General features: G+C 55.4%; 19 protein-coding genes. 5 read left to right on the top strand and 14 right to left on the bottom strand.

The genetic code is table 11. From position 1 onward, the window contains the following. Positions 1 to 97 precede the first annotated feature (97 nt). Entirely contained in the window at positions 98 to 829 is a 732-nt protein-coding gene (locus PKO01S_RS09495) for an HAD family hydrolase (RefSeq protein WP_164779547.1), read from the top strand. 85 nt (positions 830 to 914) lie between these two features. Here PKO01S_RS09495 and PKO01S_RS09490 read toward each other — a convergent pair whose 3' ends face one another. From PKO01S_RS09490 to PKO01S_RS09440, 12 genes are all read right to left on the bottom strand, one after another. Further along, positions 915 to 1,730 carry a class I SAM-dependent methyltransferase gene (locus PKO01S_RS09490; RefSeq protein ID WP_127531095.1) on the bottom strand — a complete coding sequence of 272 codons (816 nt, stop codon included), beginning with the start codon at positions 1,728 to 1,730 and terminating at the stop codon, positions 915 to 917. A 21-nt stretch (positions 1,731 to 1,751) separates the two neighbouring features. Continuing rightward, a complete protein-coding gene (locus PKO01S_RS09485; protein WP_127531094.1) occupies positions 1,752 to 3,362 on the bottom strand; it encodes a 2-isopropylmalate synthase in 1,611 nt (536 codons plus the stop codon). A gap of 77 nt (positions 3,363 to 3,439) precedes the next feature. After that, on the bottom strand, positions 3,440 to 3,715 hold the full coding sequence (locus tag PKO01S_RS09480) for a hypothetical protein (RefSeq protein ID WP_127531093.1): 276 nt from the start codon (positions 3,713 to 3,715) through the stop codon (positions 3,440 to 3,442). Positions 3,716 to 4,067: 352 nt separating this feature from the next. After that, positions 4,068 to 4,196, bottom strand: coding sequence for a hypothetical protein (locus PKO01S_RS29600; RefSeq protein WP_281278839.1), 129 nt, complete (start codon positions 4,194 to 4,196; stop codon positions 4,068 to 4,070). Positions 4,197 to 4,809: 613 nt separating this feature from the next. Beyond that, positions 4,810 to 6,003, bottom strand: a complete 1,194-nt coding sequence (locus PKO01S_RS09475; RefSeq protein WP_127531092.1) for a cellulose-binding domain-containing protein — start codon at positions 6,001 to 6,003, stop codon at positions 4,810 to 4,812. A gap of 632 nt (positions 6,004 to 6,635) precedes the next feature. After that, positions 6,636 to 7,370, bottom strand: a complete 735-nt coding sequence (locus PKO01S_RS09470; protein WP_127531091.1) for a class I SAM-dependent methyltransferase — start codon at positions 7,368 to 7,370, stop codon at positions 6,636 to 6,638. Positions 7,371 to 7,806: 436 nt separating this feature from the next. Further along, a complete protein-coding gene (gene tsaD, locus PKO01S_RS09465; protein WP_246070513.1) occupies positions 7,807 to 8,913 on the bottom strand; it encodes a tRNA (adenosine(37)-N6)-threonylcarbamoyltransferase complex transferase subunit TsaD in 1,107 nt (368 codons plus the stop codon). Then, positions 8,900 to 9,409: a ribosomal protein S18-alanine N-acetyltransferase gene (gene rimI, locus PKO01S_RS09460; RefSeq protein WP_407669640.1), complete on the bottom strand. Its 510-nt coding sequence runs from the start codon at positions 9,407 to 9,409 to the stop codon at positions 8,900 to 8,902. Before rimI ends, tsaD begins: the two co-directional genes overlap by 14 nt. Beyond that, complete coding sequence (gene tsaB / locus PKO01S_RS09455; protein WP_246070512.1) at positions 9,406 to 10,290, bottom strand: tRNA (adenosine(37)-N6)-threonylcarbamoyltransferase complex dimerization subunit type 1 TsaB; 885 nt, start codon at positions 10,288 to 10,290, stop codon at positions 9,406 to 9,408. Before tsaB ends, rimI begins: the two co-directional genes overlap by 4 nt. After that, entirely contained in the window at positions 10,287 to 10,796 is a 510-nt protein-coding gene (gene tsaE, locus PKO01S_RS09450; RefSeq protein WP_127531090.1) for a tRNA (adenosine(37)-N6)-threonylcarbamoyltransferase complex ATPase subunit type 1 TsaE, read from the bottom strand. The genes tsaB and tsaE overlap by 4 nt, the downstream gene beginning before the upstream one ends. Positions 10,797 to 10,823: 27 nt before the next feature. Further along, positions 10,824 to 11,906, bottom strand: a complete 1,083-nt coding sequence (gene thiL / locus PKO01S_RS09445) for a thiamine-phosphate kinase (protein ID WP_127531089.1) — start codon at positions 11,904 to 11,906, stop codon at positions 10,824 to 10,826. 557 nt (positions 11,907 to 12,463) lie between these two features. Further along, positions 12,464 to 13,333: a YitT family protein gene (locus PKO01S_RS09440; RefSeq protein WP_127531088.1), complete on the bottom strand. Its 870-nt coding sequence runs from the start codon at positions 13,331 to 13,333 to the stop codon at positions 12,464 to 12,466. 507 nt (positions 13,334 to 13,840) lie between these two features. Here PKO01S_RS09440 and PKO01S_RS09435 point away from each other — a divergent pair. The 3 genes from PKO01S_RS09435 to PKO01S_RS09425 all read left to right on the top strand — a co-directional run bounded on the left by PKO01S_RS09435 (position 13,841) and on the right by PKO01S_RS09425 (position 15,743). Next, a complete protein-coding gene (locus tag PKO01S_RS09435) occupies positions 13,841 to 14,047 on the top strand; it encodes a hypothetical protein (protein ID WP_127531087.1) in 207 nt (68 codons plus the stop codon). Positions 14,048 to 14,053: 6 nt separating this feature from the next. Further along, positions 14,054 to 15,415, top strand: coding sequence for an ArsB/NhaD family transporter (locus PKO01S_RS09430; protein ID WP_127531086.1), 1,362 nt, complete (start codon positions 14,054 to 14,056; stop codon positions 15,413 to 15,415). A gap of 133 nt (positions 15,416 to 15,548) precedes the next feature. Continuing rightward, on the top strand, positions 15,549 to 15,743 hold the full coding sequence (locus PKO01S_RS09425) for a hypothetical protein (RefSeq protein WP_127531085.1): 195 nt from the start codon (positions 15,549 to 15,551) through the stop codon (positions 15,741 to 15,743). A gap of 9 nt (positions 15,744 to 15,752) precedes the next feature. Here the strand turns inward: PKO01S_RS09425 and PKO01S_RS09420 are convergent, their stop codons facing one another. After that, positions 15,753 to 15,938 (bottom strand): H-type small acid-soluble spore protein, encoded by a 186-nt coding sequence (locus PKO01S_RS09420; RefSeq protein WP_127531084.1) that lies wholly within the window; start codon positions 15,936 to 15,938, stop codon positions 15,753 to 15,755. 2 nt (positions 15,939 to 15,940) lie between these two features. Beyond that, entirely contained in the window at positions 15,941 to 16,168 is a 228-nt protein-coding gene (locus tag PKO01S_RS09415; RefSeq protein WP_127531083.1) for a hypothetical protein, read from the bottom strand. Positions 16,169 to 16,296: 128 nt separating this feature from the next. On the opposite strand from PKO01S_RS09415, the gene ku reads away from it, so the two are divergent. Continuing rightward, on the top strand, positions 16,297 to 17,313 hold the full coding sequence (gene ku, locus PKO01S_RS09410; protein ID WP_127531082.1) for a non-homologous end joining protein Ku: 1,017 nt from the start codon (positions 16,297 to 16,299) through the stop codon (positions 17,311 to 17,313). Positions 17,314 to 17,530 lie beyond the last annotated feature (217 nt).

Genomic DNA, 17,530 nt, shown 5'->3' with positions numbered 1-17,530 from the left:
ACCCAGAAATCGCCTCTGCCCCATCATAAGTATGGTAATGTAAGGGTAGTAACCGCGTTAGTAGTTAACGACAACGACGAAACGGATGTGGGGAAACATGGAACGTCATCGGCCGCGGGCAATCATGCTCGACATGGATGATACGATCATCTCATTTGATCACGGCGTCGATACCGATGCATGCTGGAGAAGCACAGTCAGTCAGCATTTGCCGCAGCAGTCTGAGGAAGCAGCAGCCCAAATCGTCTCTTCTATTAAAGAGAAAGCCCGTTGGTATTGGAGCGATCCTGAACGTCACCGCATCGGCCGTCAAGATCTGTATCTCGCGAGACTTCAGTTCCTGGCCGCCGTACTAGAGGAGCGCAACATCGATCAACCGGACTTGGCCCATAAGCTCGCAACAACGTACGGGGAAGAACGCGACCTTGCCATAACCATCTTTCCTGATTCCATCGATGCCATTCAACAGCTCCGGAGCAAAGGAATTAAGCTCGCGATGATTACAAACGGAAATTCGAAGATGCAGTGGGAGAAAATAAACCGGTTCGACCTCGCGCCGCTATTCGATCTGATAGTGGTCGAAGGAGATCTAGGGATCGGCAAGCCGGATGAACGGATTTACGCTCACGTGCTGGAACAGCTTGACGTTGCAGCGGACGAGGCTTGGATGGTCGGCGACAACTTCGAATGGGAGGTTGCTGCACCTCAGCGGCTCGGGATACGAGGCGTTTGGGTCGACCACAAAGGGAACGGCGTTGCCGACGGCTCGTCCGCGCTGCCCTATATGACGATCAAGTCGCTGAGCGATTTGATCAAGGCAGTGGAATAGCCCTACAAAGGGATAAGGCAGCCGAGTATGCACTCGGCTGCCTTATCCCTTTGTATAAACCCAAGTCAAGCTGCTCCGGTGTGGACTATGCCTTTTCCCCGATATACAGCACGTGCGACGACACTCCCAGATTGTACGGGTTAGCCGCCTCGCGGCAGACCATATCCATGATCATGCCGAAGCGCTCCTCGCCGAACGACCGCCAATAGTCGAGCTGCTCTGCATGGATGCCCGGTACGACACTCGAAGATCCGATTAGCTGCGACATACGGAAGCCATGCGACGCCATGAAAGGCTCGATTTCTTCAACTGGATAGTAGTAGGCGCCTGTGAATCTTCCCAGGTCTGTATGATTGAATATCCCTGTTTCTTCGAACTGCTTCAAGCTTTCCGGCTCATGATTCGGCTTCCAATAAAGCGGATAAGCCAGTGACGTCATCAGCATGCGCGGCCTCGTCATAAAGGCCACGAACACAGGCGCGCCAGGCTTTGCAATCCGATATAATTCGCTGACGGCCTCGCTTCTCTGATGTTCGTCTTGAAGATGGTACAGCGGCCCCATCATCAATGCGGCATCGAACGAATGGGCCTCGAACATCGACAAGTCTGTCGCATCGGCTGTATGAAAGCCTCTAAACTTCCCGGTTAGTCCGAGCTGCCCAGCCATGTCTCTGGCCATCTCGACAAGTCTCGGCGTCAGGTCGGCCAACGTCACTTCGCAGCCAGTGCGCGCCAGCTCCATCGAATATTTACCCGGCCCTGCGCCGATGTCCAATACATGTGCGTTGCCGGGAATACTGCGCCTCATATAGTGCCAGTTGATAAGAAACTCAATCGGCTCCCGTTCCAGCCTTCCCCATTCGTCGAAATGATTATAGTAGTCGATAATCGAGCTCTTCATGCCGTTTCCTCTCCCTTTCGGTTATACGGCTGACTGCTCCGATGCGGCAGCCTGCTGGTCAGCAGCCGGCCTCGCCGCGCCGCCCATAATCGCTTGATTGCATGCGGCAACGTATGCCTGTGCCGCCGCCAGTACAATATCCCGGTGAATCGATGTCCCCCGGCAGCGCTGGCCATCGTACACGATGGTCACGACCGCCTCGCCGTACGCGTCCTCTCCAGTCGACAGCGAGTGCAGCTCCAGGTCCTCGAATTCCGCTTCTGCCGGTATCGCCTGCTGGATGCAGCGGATGACGGCTTCCAGAGGACCTTCGCCGACTGCGGAGTACGACCGCTCCTGTCCGCTGTCGTCCCGAATCGTTACCGATGCGACGCGTCCGCGCTGCGTACCGGAGATGACCTGCAGATCGACCAGCACGAACGGATCGGGCTGGGTCTCGGTCGCTTCGCCGGCCATGCGGATCAGCTCGCTGTCGGTCACAATCTTCTTCTCATCGGCAGCGGCAATAAATTTCTCGTACACTCCCTGCATCTGCTCGTCGCTGACGATAATGCCGAATTCCGACAGCCGGTGCTTGATCGCATGGCGTCCGGACGATTTGCCCAGTATGATCATGCTCCGCGGGATCCCCATCGCTTCCGGATCCATAATCTCGTACGTGTTGCGGTTCTTGAGCAGGCCGTCCTGATGAATGCCCGATTCGTGCTGGAATGCGTTGCGTCCGACGATCGGCTTGTTGAACGCGATCGGGAAACGCATCGTGCGGCTGACGAGACGCGATGTCTCGAAAATTTCCGACTGAACGATGTCCGTCTCGGCCTGCAGCGCTTCTTGGCGCGTCTCGATCGCCATGACGAGCTCCTCCAGCGAGCAGTTGCCTGCCCGTTCACCAATGCCGTTCACGGTCACTTCGATCTGCGTTGCGCCGCCGCGAATTGCAGCGATACTGTTAGCGACCGCCATCCCGAGATCGTTATGGCAATGGGCGCTGAACCGGACGCGGTCCGCTCCGCGTGCCTGACGGCGAACCGTACGGAACAGATCCTCCACCTCGTGCGGCATCGCATAGCCGAGCGTATCCGGCAGATTGATGACCGTTGCGCCGGAGTCGATCGCCGCTTCCACCAGCTCGATGACGAAGTCACGGCCCGACCGGGTCGAATCCATCGCCGAGAATTCGATCTCGTCCACGAACTGCTTGCCGTAGCTGATCATATCGCGGGCAATCTGAATGACCTGCTCGCGGGACTTGCGAATCTGGAAGTTCAGATGGATATCCGATGACGAGATGAACAGGTGCAGCCGGCGCCTCGCCGCATCCACTGTCGCTCGCACGGCGGCATCGATATCCGCCTTCACACAGCGGGCGAAGCCTGCGATTTCAACCGTCTGGATCTCGCGGGAAATGTGCTGGATAGCAGCAAAGTCGCCCGGACTTGAGATGGCAAAGCCCGGCTCAATCACGTCGACGCCCAGCTTGGCGAGCTGGCGGGCGATGACGATTTTGCGGCCGGAATCGATGGATGCACCAGGCGACTGCTCGCCGTCGCGCATCGTCGTATCGAAAATTTGGATTCGTTGTTTGTTGGCGTTCGTATTCGCTTCGGAATTGATGTTCACGTTCGTATTCATAGCGGATTCCTCCTGAAATTTAGATTGTGACAATAAAAAACAAGCCTGCCGTCTCTCGCACCAGCACATAGCCGTTGCTAATAAGAGACGACAGGCTTGTTGATCAAGCCACTGCCGCGGTACCACTCTCGTTGGCCGAACGTTCCGCCCGCCTTGCGTGCTGCAAGATGCAGCCGCCGGCGGTTTCGTTCGAGCCCTCTTCGTGCTTGGCGCCGTGGCGCCAAGCATCCGGGGTAACGGCTGGATCGGCCGTAACAGTGTACGCAAGCCCGTTGCGTCTGATAGACAGACGCACGCTCTTCCACCGTTCCGCTCGCAGGTGAGTTTCCAACGTTCGTTCGGCTGCGTCGCACCGTCCCGCAGCTCTCTGCACCCCGAATCGTCGTACTGCTCCTGTTTCATCGCGTTGTCGTGTTAAGTGACATGTATGTTGGATCCGGCGATTGGTCCATCACCGTGTTCGTTTGGACTGGATCGTCTGTTCGCCGGCTTAACTTGTTACGCCAGCCGTATCATTTGTCAGCGCAGCATATACGACAGAATTGCATCTTGCATTACCGTTCCAATGCGGCGCCGCTGTAGGTTTGTCAGCTCAGCTCGGTGACAACAAGAAAAGCCTGCCGCCTCTTGCGTAATGCAAGAGACGACAGGCTTGTGTGCCCGCGCGGTACCACTCTTGTTGACATCGGCCGACGAACGAGACATCTAGACGATAGATGCTGTTCGGAGCGGAATGCCCACCTTAAGCGCTTCGTCATGTCCGGACAGACGAATGCGCACCCTCTCACGGGGGTTAGCCGTAATGACGTACGCCGTGCCGATGACCATCGTCATCGCCAATCGGTTCCGTCATTCCGCTCCCAGGCGAGTTTCGAAATTCCTTCGGCTGCGTTGCACCGACCCGCAGCTCTCTAATGTCAGCCGACCGCATTCGGTCTAGCCGCTTATCCCGGTAATTTCTACTGCTCCTGTTCGTCGCGTTTGGAACGATATTCAAGTGCGATCTGTTGACGTTATTATATTCAACCGTTTTTCGTCTGTCAATTCGGAATTTTCCAGGGCAATTTTGGGTAATGCGACAGAAGATACGACGGAACTTCACCTGTACGATTTGATTGTCGTTCTAATCTGAACCATCCGTAAGCATACGATTCAATGTCTACCCGTGTTAGTCCGCCCCCTGCGGTAATCTCGGCAAAAGTTCAGGCGATATAAACATTCTGACCTCTGCCTCATCAAAAAGAAAAGACAAATCCGTCATTTATCCGCTGCACGATTTGTTACCTCAAACACCACAGCTGTTATATATACAATTTGGTTATAAATCTTTCTCCGTTGATCAATTGATACACCGAATCGCCTTACGATGCCAATATTATTTTTCAGCTTTAACAAAAAATAAAAACGAGGGTCAGCCGCCGTTCAACGGCATCTGACCCTCGTTCTGTTATTGACTGCTGCAGCCGATCCGCGAGCTGCTGAACGCTATGTCGTCGAACCACAGCGTATCGTCGCCGCCGCCGTAGCTCTCCCAACCAAGCCGGAAATCGGTCGGCTTCGGACGATAGGTCGTGCCCCATCCGGTTGCGTCGACGTCGGCCGTTGGCGTGCTATCGCCGCGTAAGCCCGTTATTTCCTCGTCATTGAGCCACGTGCGGATACCGTCAGCGCCGGCCATTACTTCCACGCAACTCCAGGAACCCGTCGGCAGCGGCTTGCTCAGCGCAACCCCTACCGGGCTTTGCGCAGGCAGCGTGGCATCGTCGTTCTCACGGTTCCACTGCAGAGCAGAATTTTGTCCGCCCATGCGGAGGTCCTTGCCCGTCGTCGAGTCCTTCATAGCGAGGAACGTGACGTGTCCTTGAGGCAGCAAGGTCGTATGATAGACCCAGAACCGGGCGTACCAGTTCGGTCCGAGTCCGGCCATCGCGCTGGTGTTGGTCAGGAACACGTGGTTACAGTAGCCTACTCCGCCGTTGACACGCATCGAGGTGCTGCCGGAATGCGACTTCGTGCGGTCGACGGTCACGGTGCCAGTGCCCGAGCAGTTCTGCGCAGTCACCGACCAATTGCCGGATGGCGCGCTGCCGGTTTGATTCTCGAAGCTGTCGCAGACCGCGGCGCCGTTACAGCCTGTCGGCGTCGTAGGCGGTGTGGTTGGCGGCGTAGTAGGTGGCGTGGTTGGCGGCGTAGTTGGCGGTGTACTCGAGTCGCAGGCGACGCCGTTGACAATCCAGCTGGTCGGAGCGGTCGCCGTACCTGAGCTGCTAGCCTGATAGCCAAAGCTCGTGCTAGCGTTAGGAGCGAGGTTGCCGTTGTACCCTGCATCATTCGCTGTGACAGTGCCCGTGGTTCCAGTCAACTTAGCGTTCCACGCATTCGATATCGTCTGGCCCGAAGCCAGCGTAAATTTGACATTCCAAGTACTGATCGATGACGTCCCAAGATTGGTTACCGTAACGGATGCCTGGTAACCGCCGGGCCATGAATTATCGAGCTTCCACGTAGCCTGACAGTCGGCAGCTGAAGCGGCAGAAGTCGGCTTCATCACAAAAGCCATCCATACGGATGTCAACAATAGACTAAGGATCAACCCATACAGAAGCGTCTTCTTGGACGGTCTAGCAATCATACTTTCCATTACTTTGACTCCCTTCAAAATCATAATGATTGAACGAGTACGCTCATTTGGATGTAAGTAGTCTATGAATCCTCCTTTTCCGAAAGGTAACGACGAATTGCTCTTACAGCAAGCATTAAAATGACAACGATGGCAATCGACCGCATCGCATGTAAGCACTTTCATTTTGTCTCTTGGTTGCTCGCTGTCTGCCGCCCTTTAGACTCGATTGCCTTTGTCATTCCTCTTTCTCACCTCCTGGATGCTTACACACAATTCATTATACAGCCAACGTTTTCCAATTAGATATCAGCCCTAAGGCATTCATTTGTCCGCTCGGTTAACCAGACACGCTGCTTGTCTGCCGATCGACTGACTCCCATTCGATATGTAAATATGTTCCTATGGAACTAACATTGCATCGTATTCACCACATCTGATTGTTACCGCTTCCTTCGTAAGGAACATACCGTTCTGACGAATTAGCGCAGTTGCATAGGCGTGAGAGCAGGGGGACTTTGCAGCCCATAAAAAAAGACAAACCGTGTATTTTGCCTTTACACGATTTGTCGCCTCGAAACGCCTCAGTTATTAAATCCACAATTAAGCCAAGCCATCGATCGGTGCACATCGGTTCGCCTTGCGCGCCGGCATTATTTCTTCACAGCCGCAATAAGCAAGAACATCGGACGACGAGTTTCCTCCTGCCACGCCGGATTGCTCTCCAGCATTTGCTGCGTCGGCTGAAGCTCCGACAGCTTGGTTACGGTGAAGCCGGACTCTATGAGCTCATTCAAATAAGAGGACACCGTCCGATGATACTTCACGACATCGTGATCGAGAAATCTCGCCTCGCGCGGTCCTTCATGGTGGTAATTATCGACCGGCCAATGAAGCTTCTCGCCTTGCGGGCCGTAGTGCCAATCTTGCGCAGCAAGCGCCGTAAAGATCGGGTGTTCGACCGAAAGCAAGAAGTTCCCTCCCGGCACCAGACTGTCGTACACTTTGCTGCACAACAGATCAAACCGCTCCACATAGTGAATCGCGAGCGAGCTGAGGACAACATCGAATTGTTCCCCAGTTAGCTCAATGTCTTCAATCGCTTGGCGCCGATACTCAATGTTCGGATCGTCCGTCATTTCTCGGGCACGTGCCAACATGTTGTCCGATAAATCGATTCCGAGCACCGAGCTCGCGTGTTGTTCACGAGCATAACGGCAATGCCAGCCGAAGCCGCAGCCAAGGTCGAGCACTCTCTTGTCCCTCAACTCCGGCAGCATCGAGCGGAAGGTCGTCCATTCGCCCGCTGCATCCAGTCCGCCGATCGACCTTGCCATCTGACTGTAGTTCGTAAAGAAGCTCGAATCATCATATTTGTTCTGTTTCATCGTCTTGTTCCTCCTAACAGGTTGTTGTCATAGTCTATTATAGCGACTCCCTCTAAGAGCCTATTAAGGTCTCTTATCCTGCCACACGCAATGTTCGCACACATATAAGAGTCTGCCAAAGACTCTTACGTCTGCACTAGGCAAGCAATATCGCCTCTTGAGCTATGATAAGTGTCTCTCTGGGACTCTTATTCGTATCTGTCATACTCATTGACGAATTTAAGAGCTTCACATGATCTCCTATCCTGCCAAACACCGTGTTCGTATTCGATTAAGCGTTTGCAAAAACTCTTATGCCCGGTGAATCCAGCAACATATTCTGCAGCGCACACCATCGAGATACAGCCAGTTGTGCAACAGATATGAGGCTCGTTAATTAAGACGCACGCAGTTAGCCCGAGTTGCGCAGCAGCAGCGGAACATACAAAAAAGCCGGTCAATCGACCGGCTTTGCTGCAACTGACCACTCTTCCAGCGAGAGGAGCGGATCGGCCTTCATATCGAGCGAAGTAAATTCGCCGTTCTTCCATTTCAGATGAGCTGCTGCCGCGATCATGGCGCCATTGTCGGTGCACAGCTCAAAAGGCGGCACGAGCAGCGGAACACCCTCCGCCTCGCAGCGCGCGGCGAGAGCGGCACGAAGGCCGCGGTTAGCCGCAACGCCGCCGCACAGCAACAGCTGCCGCGCGCCGAACGCCTCGACTGCCCGCATCGCTTTGCCGACAAGCACGTCGATGACGGACTCTTGGAAGCCGCGTGCAAGAGCGGCCGTCCGCAGTGTCTCGCCCTTCATGCGAGCTTGGTTGATAGCAGCGAGTACGGCCGACTTCAAGCCGCTCAAGGAGAAATCGTACGAGTCCGGCTCCAGCCAAGCACGCGGAAGCTCGATGACGTCCTCTGCCGAGAGCGCCAGTTTATCGATATGCGGGCCGCCCGGATACGGAAAATCGAGCGCCCGCGCCACTTTATCATAGGCCTCGCCGACAGCGTCGTCGCGCGTGCGGCCTACGATCTTGAAGGACCCTTCCCGCTCCAACACGACGAGCTCGGTATGCCCGCCCGACACGACAAGCGCTACGCAAGGGTAGACGATGTCATGCACAAGCGCATTGGCGTAAATGTGCCCCGCAATATGATGCGTGCCTATCAGCGGGATATCGAGCGCCATCGCATACGTCTTAGCCGCGACGCCGCCGACAAGCAGCGCGCCGACAAGGCCTGGCCCCTGCGTCACCGCGATCGCGGACAGATCTCCCGGCTGAACGCCCGCCTGTTCAAGCGCGGCTTCCATCATCTGCGTGATCGTCTCGACATGCTTCCGGGAAGCGATCTCGGGCACGACGCCGCCGAACTTGCGGTGCGTATCGATCTGACTCGAAATGACGTTGGACATAATATGCCGCCCGTCCCGGACGACCGCCACCGACGTCTCGTCGCAGCTCGTCTCGATCGCAAGAAGAAGGCTTCCTTCCTGCCCCCGAGCTTGCACCAGTCCCTGCCCTTGTTCGTGCACCTGCTGTATCTGGTTGTTAGATATATTCATTATCGCTGAACTCCCGTCCGGACTTGCTTAATTCCACCCACATAATGAGCGCATCTTCATTATTGTCCGAATAATAACCCGGCCGAATGCCTGCCGGCTCGAAGCCGAGCCGCTCATACAGCCGCTGCGCGCGTTCGTTCGATACACGAACCTCAAGCGTCATCCGGTGCATGCCGTATTCAGCCGCTTGCTCCTTCATCCGCCGCAGCAGCCGCTCGCCGAGCCCTCTGCCGCGCCTGTCCTGGCGCACTGCGATATTCGTCACATGAGCTTCATCGATGATGGTCCACATACCGCCATAGCCGATGATGCCCGTGGCGTCTTCCATAACCATATATCGGGCAAAATGGTTATGCGACAACTCATTCGTGAACGCCTCCGCCGACCAAGGCGTCGTGAACGCCTCCTGCTCGATCATTACGATAACCGGCACATCACTCATGAGCATCGCGCGAAACGTAACCTCTGCCGCTTCATACATACTTGCCTCCATCATTGCCCATCACGCTCCGCCTGCTTCTCCTTCAGCTTCACTTCCGCTTCGGTCAGCTGCGTATAGTTCGGGACGAAGCTATGAACGTCGTCATGCTCTTCCCGCAATACCCGTTCAAGCCCCAGCAAGGCAACGCTGCGACCTTCTATCAAGACCGGCGACAGCACAACGCGCACGCCTGCCCCTTCGCACAGCTGCTTCAGCCGCTCCGCTTCCTCCTCATGCTTCGACAGCTCGCCGCAAATCGTAATCGAAGCCGGAATCCTTCCGCGATCGGACACGGTCATCGTTGGAGCTAGAGTTCCAGCTCGTTCCTCTTGCTCCACTTCGGCCGGCTTCACCCGCTCATACAGTGCATCTGCCCATTCGTTCATCATCCGGATTCCGTCGCGGTCCAGTCGCCCCCAGCTGCCGTGATCAGCTTCTACGCCGTCCGTTCCGCCCGAATCGTATGCAAAAGCCGCCGTATACACTTGTCCGCGCCTTGCATCCATAATCGGCACAATCCAATGCAGACCTGCGCTGTCCTCTACCCGGCTGCCATATGCAAGCGCTTCGAGACTCGACACGCCAACGATTGGCTTCGACCATGCCCACGCCAGCGTCTTCGCGACCGTGACGCCGATCCGCATCCCCGTATAGGAACCCGGTCCGCGGCCGACTGCTATAGCATCGAGCGACTCTGCCGCAACGCCGCAGGACGCCATCAACTGCTTCAGCTTCGTCACGACCTCGACGGAGTGGTTCCGGTCCGCCATCGATTGCACCTCGCCAAGCACTTCGCGTCCCCGCACAATTGCCATCGACATCGCTGCCGTTGACGTATCCAACGCGACGACAACCGGCGAAGCCGCCGCCGTCTGCGCTTTACTCATTCCGTTCATTGCTGTTCCTCCCCAACTTCGCCGCCGCGCTGAGCCGCCAGTTCGCGGATGAAAGCCGCACAGCGGTCACCGACACCGCGAAGCTCATAACGTCTGCTCTCGCTGCCAAGATGCGATAGTCTGACGTGCAGCCTTTGCGGCGGCAGCAGCTCTTCAATCAGACTCGCCCATTCCACAATCGTAACGCCTTCGCCGAAGAAATATTCGTCCAACCCCAGATCGTCCGCCTCATCCAGCGACAACCGGTAGACGTCCATATGATAAAAAGGCATTCGCTGCCCTTCATATTCTTTAATAATCGTGAACGTCGGACTATTCACGATGCCCGGCACCCCGAGCGCAGCCGCGAATGCTTGCGAGAAACGCGTCTTCCCCGCACCCAGATCGCCGTCCAGCGCCAGCACCGTTCCCGGTTCCGACCAACCTGCCAGCCGCTCGGCCAGCCAGACCGTATCCGCTTCGCTATGGCCTTCCCATGCCGCTTCTGCCTTTGTTTCATTTCGCATACGTTCACCGTTCCCTTATTAATCCGCTCATGTAAAATGATTGTATCCCCGCTTCGGCACATGCCGTCTTCGCTCCGCAGTCGCCCCTCCTGCCGCAGCAGGCACGCTGACGATAAGCTCGACATCAGGAGATCCTTCTTCAATTTCACCTACAATATAGAAAGGAATGCCTTCTGCGGCGAATGCCGACTTCGCTGCCGCCGCATCCGCCGCCTCAATCGTCCCGAGCAGCACATAATCTTCGCCGCCGTGCAGCATCCAATCAAGCGGGTCATGTCCCGCGTCTGCCGCATAAGACATTAGCGCTCCGCTGCGCGGCAGCTCCCGGTCCCGCAGCACGAGCCGTACGCCCGACGACTCGGCGATCTCCCACGCCTCGCTTGCCAGGCCGTCGCTGACATCGTTCAGCGACGAGCACGTGCCGCGCTGCATCAGCAGCCGTCCGGCACGTACGGATGGAGCTGGACGGCGGTGCGCCCGAACAAGCGTATCCGGCGCCGATCCCAACTCCCCATCATGGCCCGCTCCGTTCCTGCTGTGAAGCAGACCGTGCAAGCCCGCTGCGGATAATCCGACCGGCCCCGTCAGAAAGACGAGATGGCCTGGCTTCGCGCCGGACCTTCGGAGGGCATGACCCGCCTCCACCGTACCGACGACGGTTACCGCGATGACGAGATGCTGCGGCGACGAAGTGGTATCGCCGCCGATGACCGCGACCCCGTAACGGTCAGCGCATTCATATAAACCGTCGTATAGCCGCCGCATGCGCTCCGGACCCCAGCTCTTCGGCACACTGACTGACACAAGAGCATGCCGAGGCAAGCCGCCCATCGCCGCAATGTCGCTGACATTGGCGGCCAGAGCTTTGAAGCCTATGTCCGGCTCCGACATCGTGGTGTCGTTAAAATGAACGGTCTCGACCATCGTATCGACAGCCAACACCCATTGCCAAGCCGCAGCCGGTTCCCCCGCCGCTTCCACTACAGCCGCATCGTCGCCGATGCCGAGCACGACGCCCCGTTCCTGCTGCCATTGCGCGGACTGGCGCCCGGCCGTCCAATGGCCGATGCTCGCGAACTCGTCCAACTCCCCTTCGCCTCCATGCCGCATTCGTCCTGTTCTTGCGTTGACCTTATTATATCGGGCTGTGCCGACTGCCGCAACAACAGTGCCGCGCTCTGCAGCAAGCGGAAATTGAAGCCGATCCGGCGATGGCGCTGCCTTAGGACCCGTTTATGAAGTTTCCATTGCATTACATGCAATGAAAACTCTCGCATAGAGCAGAAAATGTAGCTCCATTGTATTTCGTACAATGAGAATCGGGGAATAGGCACCAATTGAGCTTGATTCGTCACTAACTGAGCTTTTCTAATTGTATGGAATGCAATGAGGGTTTCAGACACGGTTCATTCGGTTTGTTTTCATTGCATGAAATGCAATGAAGATCAGTTGCTCTGGGCTAGGTGCCAGCGGTTATGCGATACGAAGAAATGGGGCTGTCTCAAAAGTCTAATAATGCTCATTGAAACCCCGCTTAGAACTGAAATTCTTCGAGAAAAAGACCTCAGCCTCCACTCTGTAGTGGAATCTGAGGTCCTTGCATGTGTAAATTGGGGCGTTCTCCTATCGTGCGAACACTTTTGAGACAGCCCCTTAACAGCCAAAGTCTAGTGAATGTCCCGCTTCTTGAAGCGGCCGCCCTTCACGTCATGGATGTTGCCGACCGCCAGGAAGGCCGATTCGTCGATCTCCTGTACAATCGACTTCAACTTCGCTTCTTCCAGACGGGTCACGACGCAGAAGATGACTTTCTTGCTGCCGCCGGAGAACGCGCCTTCGCCGTGCAAATACGTGACGCCGCGGCCGAGCCGGCTCATTATGGCATCGCCGATCGCTTCGGAATCTTCGCTAATGATCCAGACCGACTTCGACTCATCAAAGCCTTCAATCGTAATATCGATCAGCTTGAACGCCAAGTAGTACGCAACGAGCGAGTACATCGCGCGGTCCCAACCGAACACGAAGCCTGCGCTGCCGAGAATAAAGAAGTTGAAGAACATGACGATCTCGCCGACGGAGAACGGAATCTTCTTATTGATTAGAATAGCGACGATCTCGGTGCCGTCAAGCGAGCCGCCGGACCGGATAACAAGACCCACGCCGATGCCAAGAATAACGCCGCCGAATATTGCGGCTAGAAACGTATCATCCGTAAACGCCGGCACGGGGTGAAGCAAGAATGTGCCGATCGACATAATGAGGACACCGTACAAGGTTGATACCGCAAACGTCTTACCGATTTGCTTGTATCCGATGAACAGAAACGGCAAGTTGAGCAGGAATAGAAATACACCGATTGGAACGCCAGACAGATGTCCGAGAATGATAGAAATACCTGTGATGCCGCCGTCAATAATGTTGTTCGGCACGAGGAAAATTTCCAGTGCGACTGCCATTAAAATCGCGCCTATTGTAATAAATACCGCGCGCCGGGTGAACTCGACTTTCGTAAGTCTGCTGTGCTGTGTTTGTACCATAAGATGCTCCTTCCTTTCCCTTCGTATCGCTTTCCTACCACTAGTATACAGGAATTTCGGCCTAATTTGAACCGAAAATACTCAATTTAGCTCAAATTCGCTCATTTTATGATTAAAAAATCATCTGATCTTGAATTATCGATTGTTATTGAGTCCAATCTTACGTTTTCACACTTGCTTTTCCTCGCAGACTGCGATTTCCAGAAAAGAAAGGCTGTTCCCTGCATTCGCAAGGAACAGCCCGAATCATTGGATTAATCGTTCACTAGCTCTTCAGCACGTCCGATTTTCTCCAGAATCAAACGCCGCCTCTCTCAAATTCTAGCTATTCATTAAAGCGGCGCAACTGATTTCCGCTAGGCTTGCAGGATGAAAAGGGCTTCAGCATCGGTGCAGCGGCAGCAAAACGAGCATATTTTACACTATGAGTCCCCTTCAATGACAGCTGATAGGGAGGTATAACGACCGGGGATACTAGAACCGTTTCTCGGAAAGGAGGAGGGCGCTTTGCTGGAGTTGGCTACGATCCTCATTGCGGGATCGCTGCTGTACATCTTGTTAAAACCGCCAGCAGCCCATAAAGCGAGCACGACGCAGCACGGGACAAACGCGGAACAAACGCGAGCCGAGCTATCGCCCGTAGAGCGGATGCCTGCGCCGCTATCCGGCCCATCCGTCGTACGGCACGATGCATATGGCGACACAAAGAGGTGATAACCGTTGACGGACGCGGTCGTCTTATTCGTCACGATTGCCGCTTTCTTAGCTACCGTTGTCTTCGTGCTATGGAGGCCTAAAGGCATCAATGAAGCCGTTTTCGCTTCCGTGGGAGCACTTATCGTATTAGCCACCGGCAGCGTATCGTTGGCCGATCTGGGCCATATTGCGACGACGGTAAGCGGCGCGGCAATTACCATTATTGCAACGATTGTAATGGCTATTGTGCTGGAAAGCATCGGATTTTTCTATTGGGCGGCGGAAGGTCTTGCGGCTAGAGCGCGCGGTTCAGGCGTACGGCTGTTCTGGCTCGTCAATTTGCTCTGCTTCCTGATGACGCTGTTCTTCAATAATGACGGCAGCATCCTGATCACGACGCCGATTCTTATTATTCTGCTTCGCAATCTGGGCATTAAACCGCATCAGCAAGTGCCTTATTTGTTATCCGGCGCATTAGTCGCGACAGCTTCCAGCGCGCCGATCGGCGTCAGCAACGTCGTCAACTTAATTTCGATGCGGATGATCGGAATGGATTTGTACCTGAATATGAAGCTGATGTTTGTGCCGGCTATGCTGGGCTTGCTGTTCATGGTAATCGCGATCTATCTGTCTGTTTACAAAGAGCTGCCCCGTACCTTGCATCAATCGCGGCGTAGCAGTCACGCAAGCGCAGACCCGTTCCACCATCCGCTCAAACGGTCCCCTAACGATCCGCCCGTGTATAACGAGCGGCGCATGATTCGCATTCTTCTGTTCGTCTTCGTCATCCGAATCGGTCTATTCGCAGCCTCCTACTTCGGCATTCCGATCGAATATGTCGCCGTTGCCGGTTCACTCGCGCTTCTTAGCTGGCGATGGTACTCGCTCGGTACGCCGCCCTATGACATTTTGCGAAAAACGCCTTGGCACATCTTCGTATTCGCGATCTCCATGTATGTCGTCATTATCGGTCTGAACAATGTCGGTCTGACGAAATGGATGATCGAATGGCTGCAGCCGTCTATCACGGCCAGCTTGATGCATGCGGGCTTCATTATGGGCGGCCTGCTTACCGCAATGTCCACGCTGTTCAACAACCATCCGGCGCTCATGATCGGCACGCTGACGCTGACGGGCATGCATCTGGATATGAACACCCTGCATGTCACCTACCTTGCGAACGTAATCGGCAGCGACATCGGCTCGCTCATTCTGCCAATCGGCACGCTTGCCTCGATGATCTGGCTGCATCTTCTGAAACAGCACCGGATCAAGGTCAGCTGGAAACAATATGTGCGGGTCACGATCGTCGTCATCCCGCCTACTGTCATATTCACTCTCATTTGCCTTCACTTCTGGACTTCGTACATTCTTGGAATGAGATAAAACCGAAGGTTAAGAAGAGGAAGAGCCTGCAGGCTAATAAGGATTGCGTCCGCCCTCAAAGTCGCTTATGCTGATGAATAGCAGATACATGCCAGCCGGCATGCTGCAGCATCGATCTGGAGGGATAATAAGAATGAGCAACAACAAAAGCAAAGCAAAGAGCCGCAGCGAGAAAGACAAAGCAATGGCGATCATGACCGGAGCCGGACGCAATCAATGGACGCGCAAGCCGCAGACGCAAGTCACACCGAACCGTAAAGCAGAACAGCGCCGTACGTGGTGCCGCAAAGGGCACGACGACGGCGCTGTTTTATTTTCTGCAGCCTAGGTTTCGTTGTTACCTGCCATCCTCCACGAGCCGGTCAACCGAGACAGTGTGCGTATTTTGCGGCGTTCCGCCGACTTGGACCGTTGCCATTCCATTCGCCTCATCGACGCTTTCGATCCATACCGGTTCACCCTCTAGATGAACGCCGATCGTAGCGGACGATTCGTAAATTTGCTTGGCTCTCTTAATATCCAACGTCAGCCTTCCTCTCCATCATTCAAATAATCGACCTCGAAGCTGTTCATATAGTCGGTCGTCGACTCGTCAATCAGTCCGTTATGAACCGTTACTTGACCGCCGCCGAGTCCCTCATTCACCATCCGGTCGATATCCATCTCATAGTTGCTCCGGCCGTCATGCCACAAGTCATTCGCTTGTTCCGACGCGTTGTTGTCACCTGTATTCGCTGTGCGATCGATTGCCATTGCGTGTGTTGTCCTCCTTGAGCGGGTTCGAATGGGATGAAGATATCCTTCTCGAAAAATATGCCCGTAACGGTTGAATCTCATGCGTTCCGGGAACGATGGTATTAAAACCATTGGAGGTGCATCGCATGCATACCGTATGGAAAGGCGCCATCAGCTTCGGACTCGTTCATGTTCCCGTCAAAATGTTCTCCGCCACGGAAGACAAAGATATATCGCTTCGGATGATCCACAAGGCTTGCGGCAGTCCGATCAGCTACGTCAAATCATGTCCGGCCTGCGAAACGGAAGTGGCAATGGACGACATCGTGAAAGGCTACGAATTCGAGAAAGGACGGTTCGTCCTGCTCGACAAGGATGAGCTTGAATCGATCGGCGGCGAACGGTCGAAGACGATCACGATCCTCGACTTCGTCGCGTTGTCGGATATCGATCCGATTTATTTTCAGAAGACGTATTTCCTGTCGCCTGACCAAGCGGGGAGCAACGCTTACCAACTGCTGCTCGAATCGATGAGACAGACGGGCAAAATCGGCATCGCCAAAGTGTCCATCCGGCAGAAAAGCTCGCTAGCGGCCATTCGCGTCATGGACGATTGCCTTGTGATGGAGACGATATTCTATCCGGACGAAATCCGTTCCGTCACGCAAGTGCCAGGGCTTGGCGAAGCGAAGGCCGTCAACGAGAAAGAGCTGATGATGGCCAAAATGCTCATCGAGCAGCTGTCGACCCCGTTCGAGCCGGACAAGTATACGGACGATTACCGGGCGCAGCTCATGGATCTTATCCAGCACAAAATTGCGGGCGAAGATGTCCGCATTGCACCTGCGGCCGAGCAGACGAATGTGCTCGACCTGATGGCGGCGCTGCAAGCGAGCCTAGAGGCGGCTCGCCAGACGCCTGCGGCGGATGCGCCGCCAGCACCTGCCGCCGGGCCGATCGTGACGGCCAGCGGCGCAGACAGCGCGGGCGCGGCGAAGCCGCCCGCGAAGCGCAAAGCCAGCGGCGGCGCACGCAAGGCCGCCGCTGGCGATACGGCTGCGGGGGCGGAGCCCGCAGCAGCGGCTTCTGACGCAGGCACCGGCGCAGCCGTGCCGGCGGTGAAGCCGCCGCGCAAGACGCGCGCGGCGAAGAAGCAAGCGTAGCGGGGGAGCAGGGGAAGTTAAGGGCGGCTAGGGGGCTTTGCCTACTTAGAATTTGTGACGGGTGTGACACTTTTTGTTTTTTGTGTCACACCCGTCTGTCTACCCGGAGGCTCTCTTGCATCCCTTTTTGTGTCACACCAGACCGCGCGTGTCACAAAGAGCCAGACGACGGCTGGTTTGCATAGCACGCAAATAGCCGCGACTGCTGTCGCGGCTA

Source organism: Paenibacillus kobensis NBRC 15729, from assembly GCF_004000825.1.
GTDB classification, from domain to species: Bacteria; Bacillota; Bacilli; order Paenibacillales; family Paenibacillaceae; genus Paenibacillus_T; species Paenibacillus_T kobensis.
This window is presented reverse-complemented; position numbering and strand designations above follow the sequence as displayed.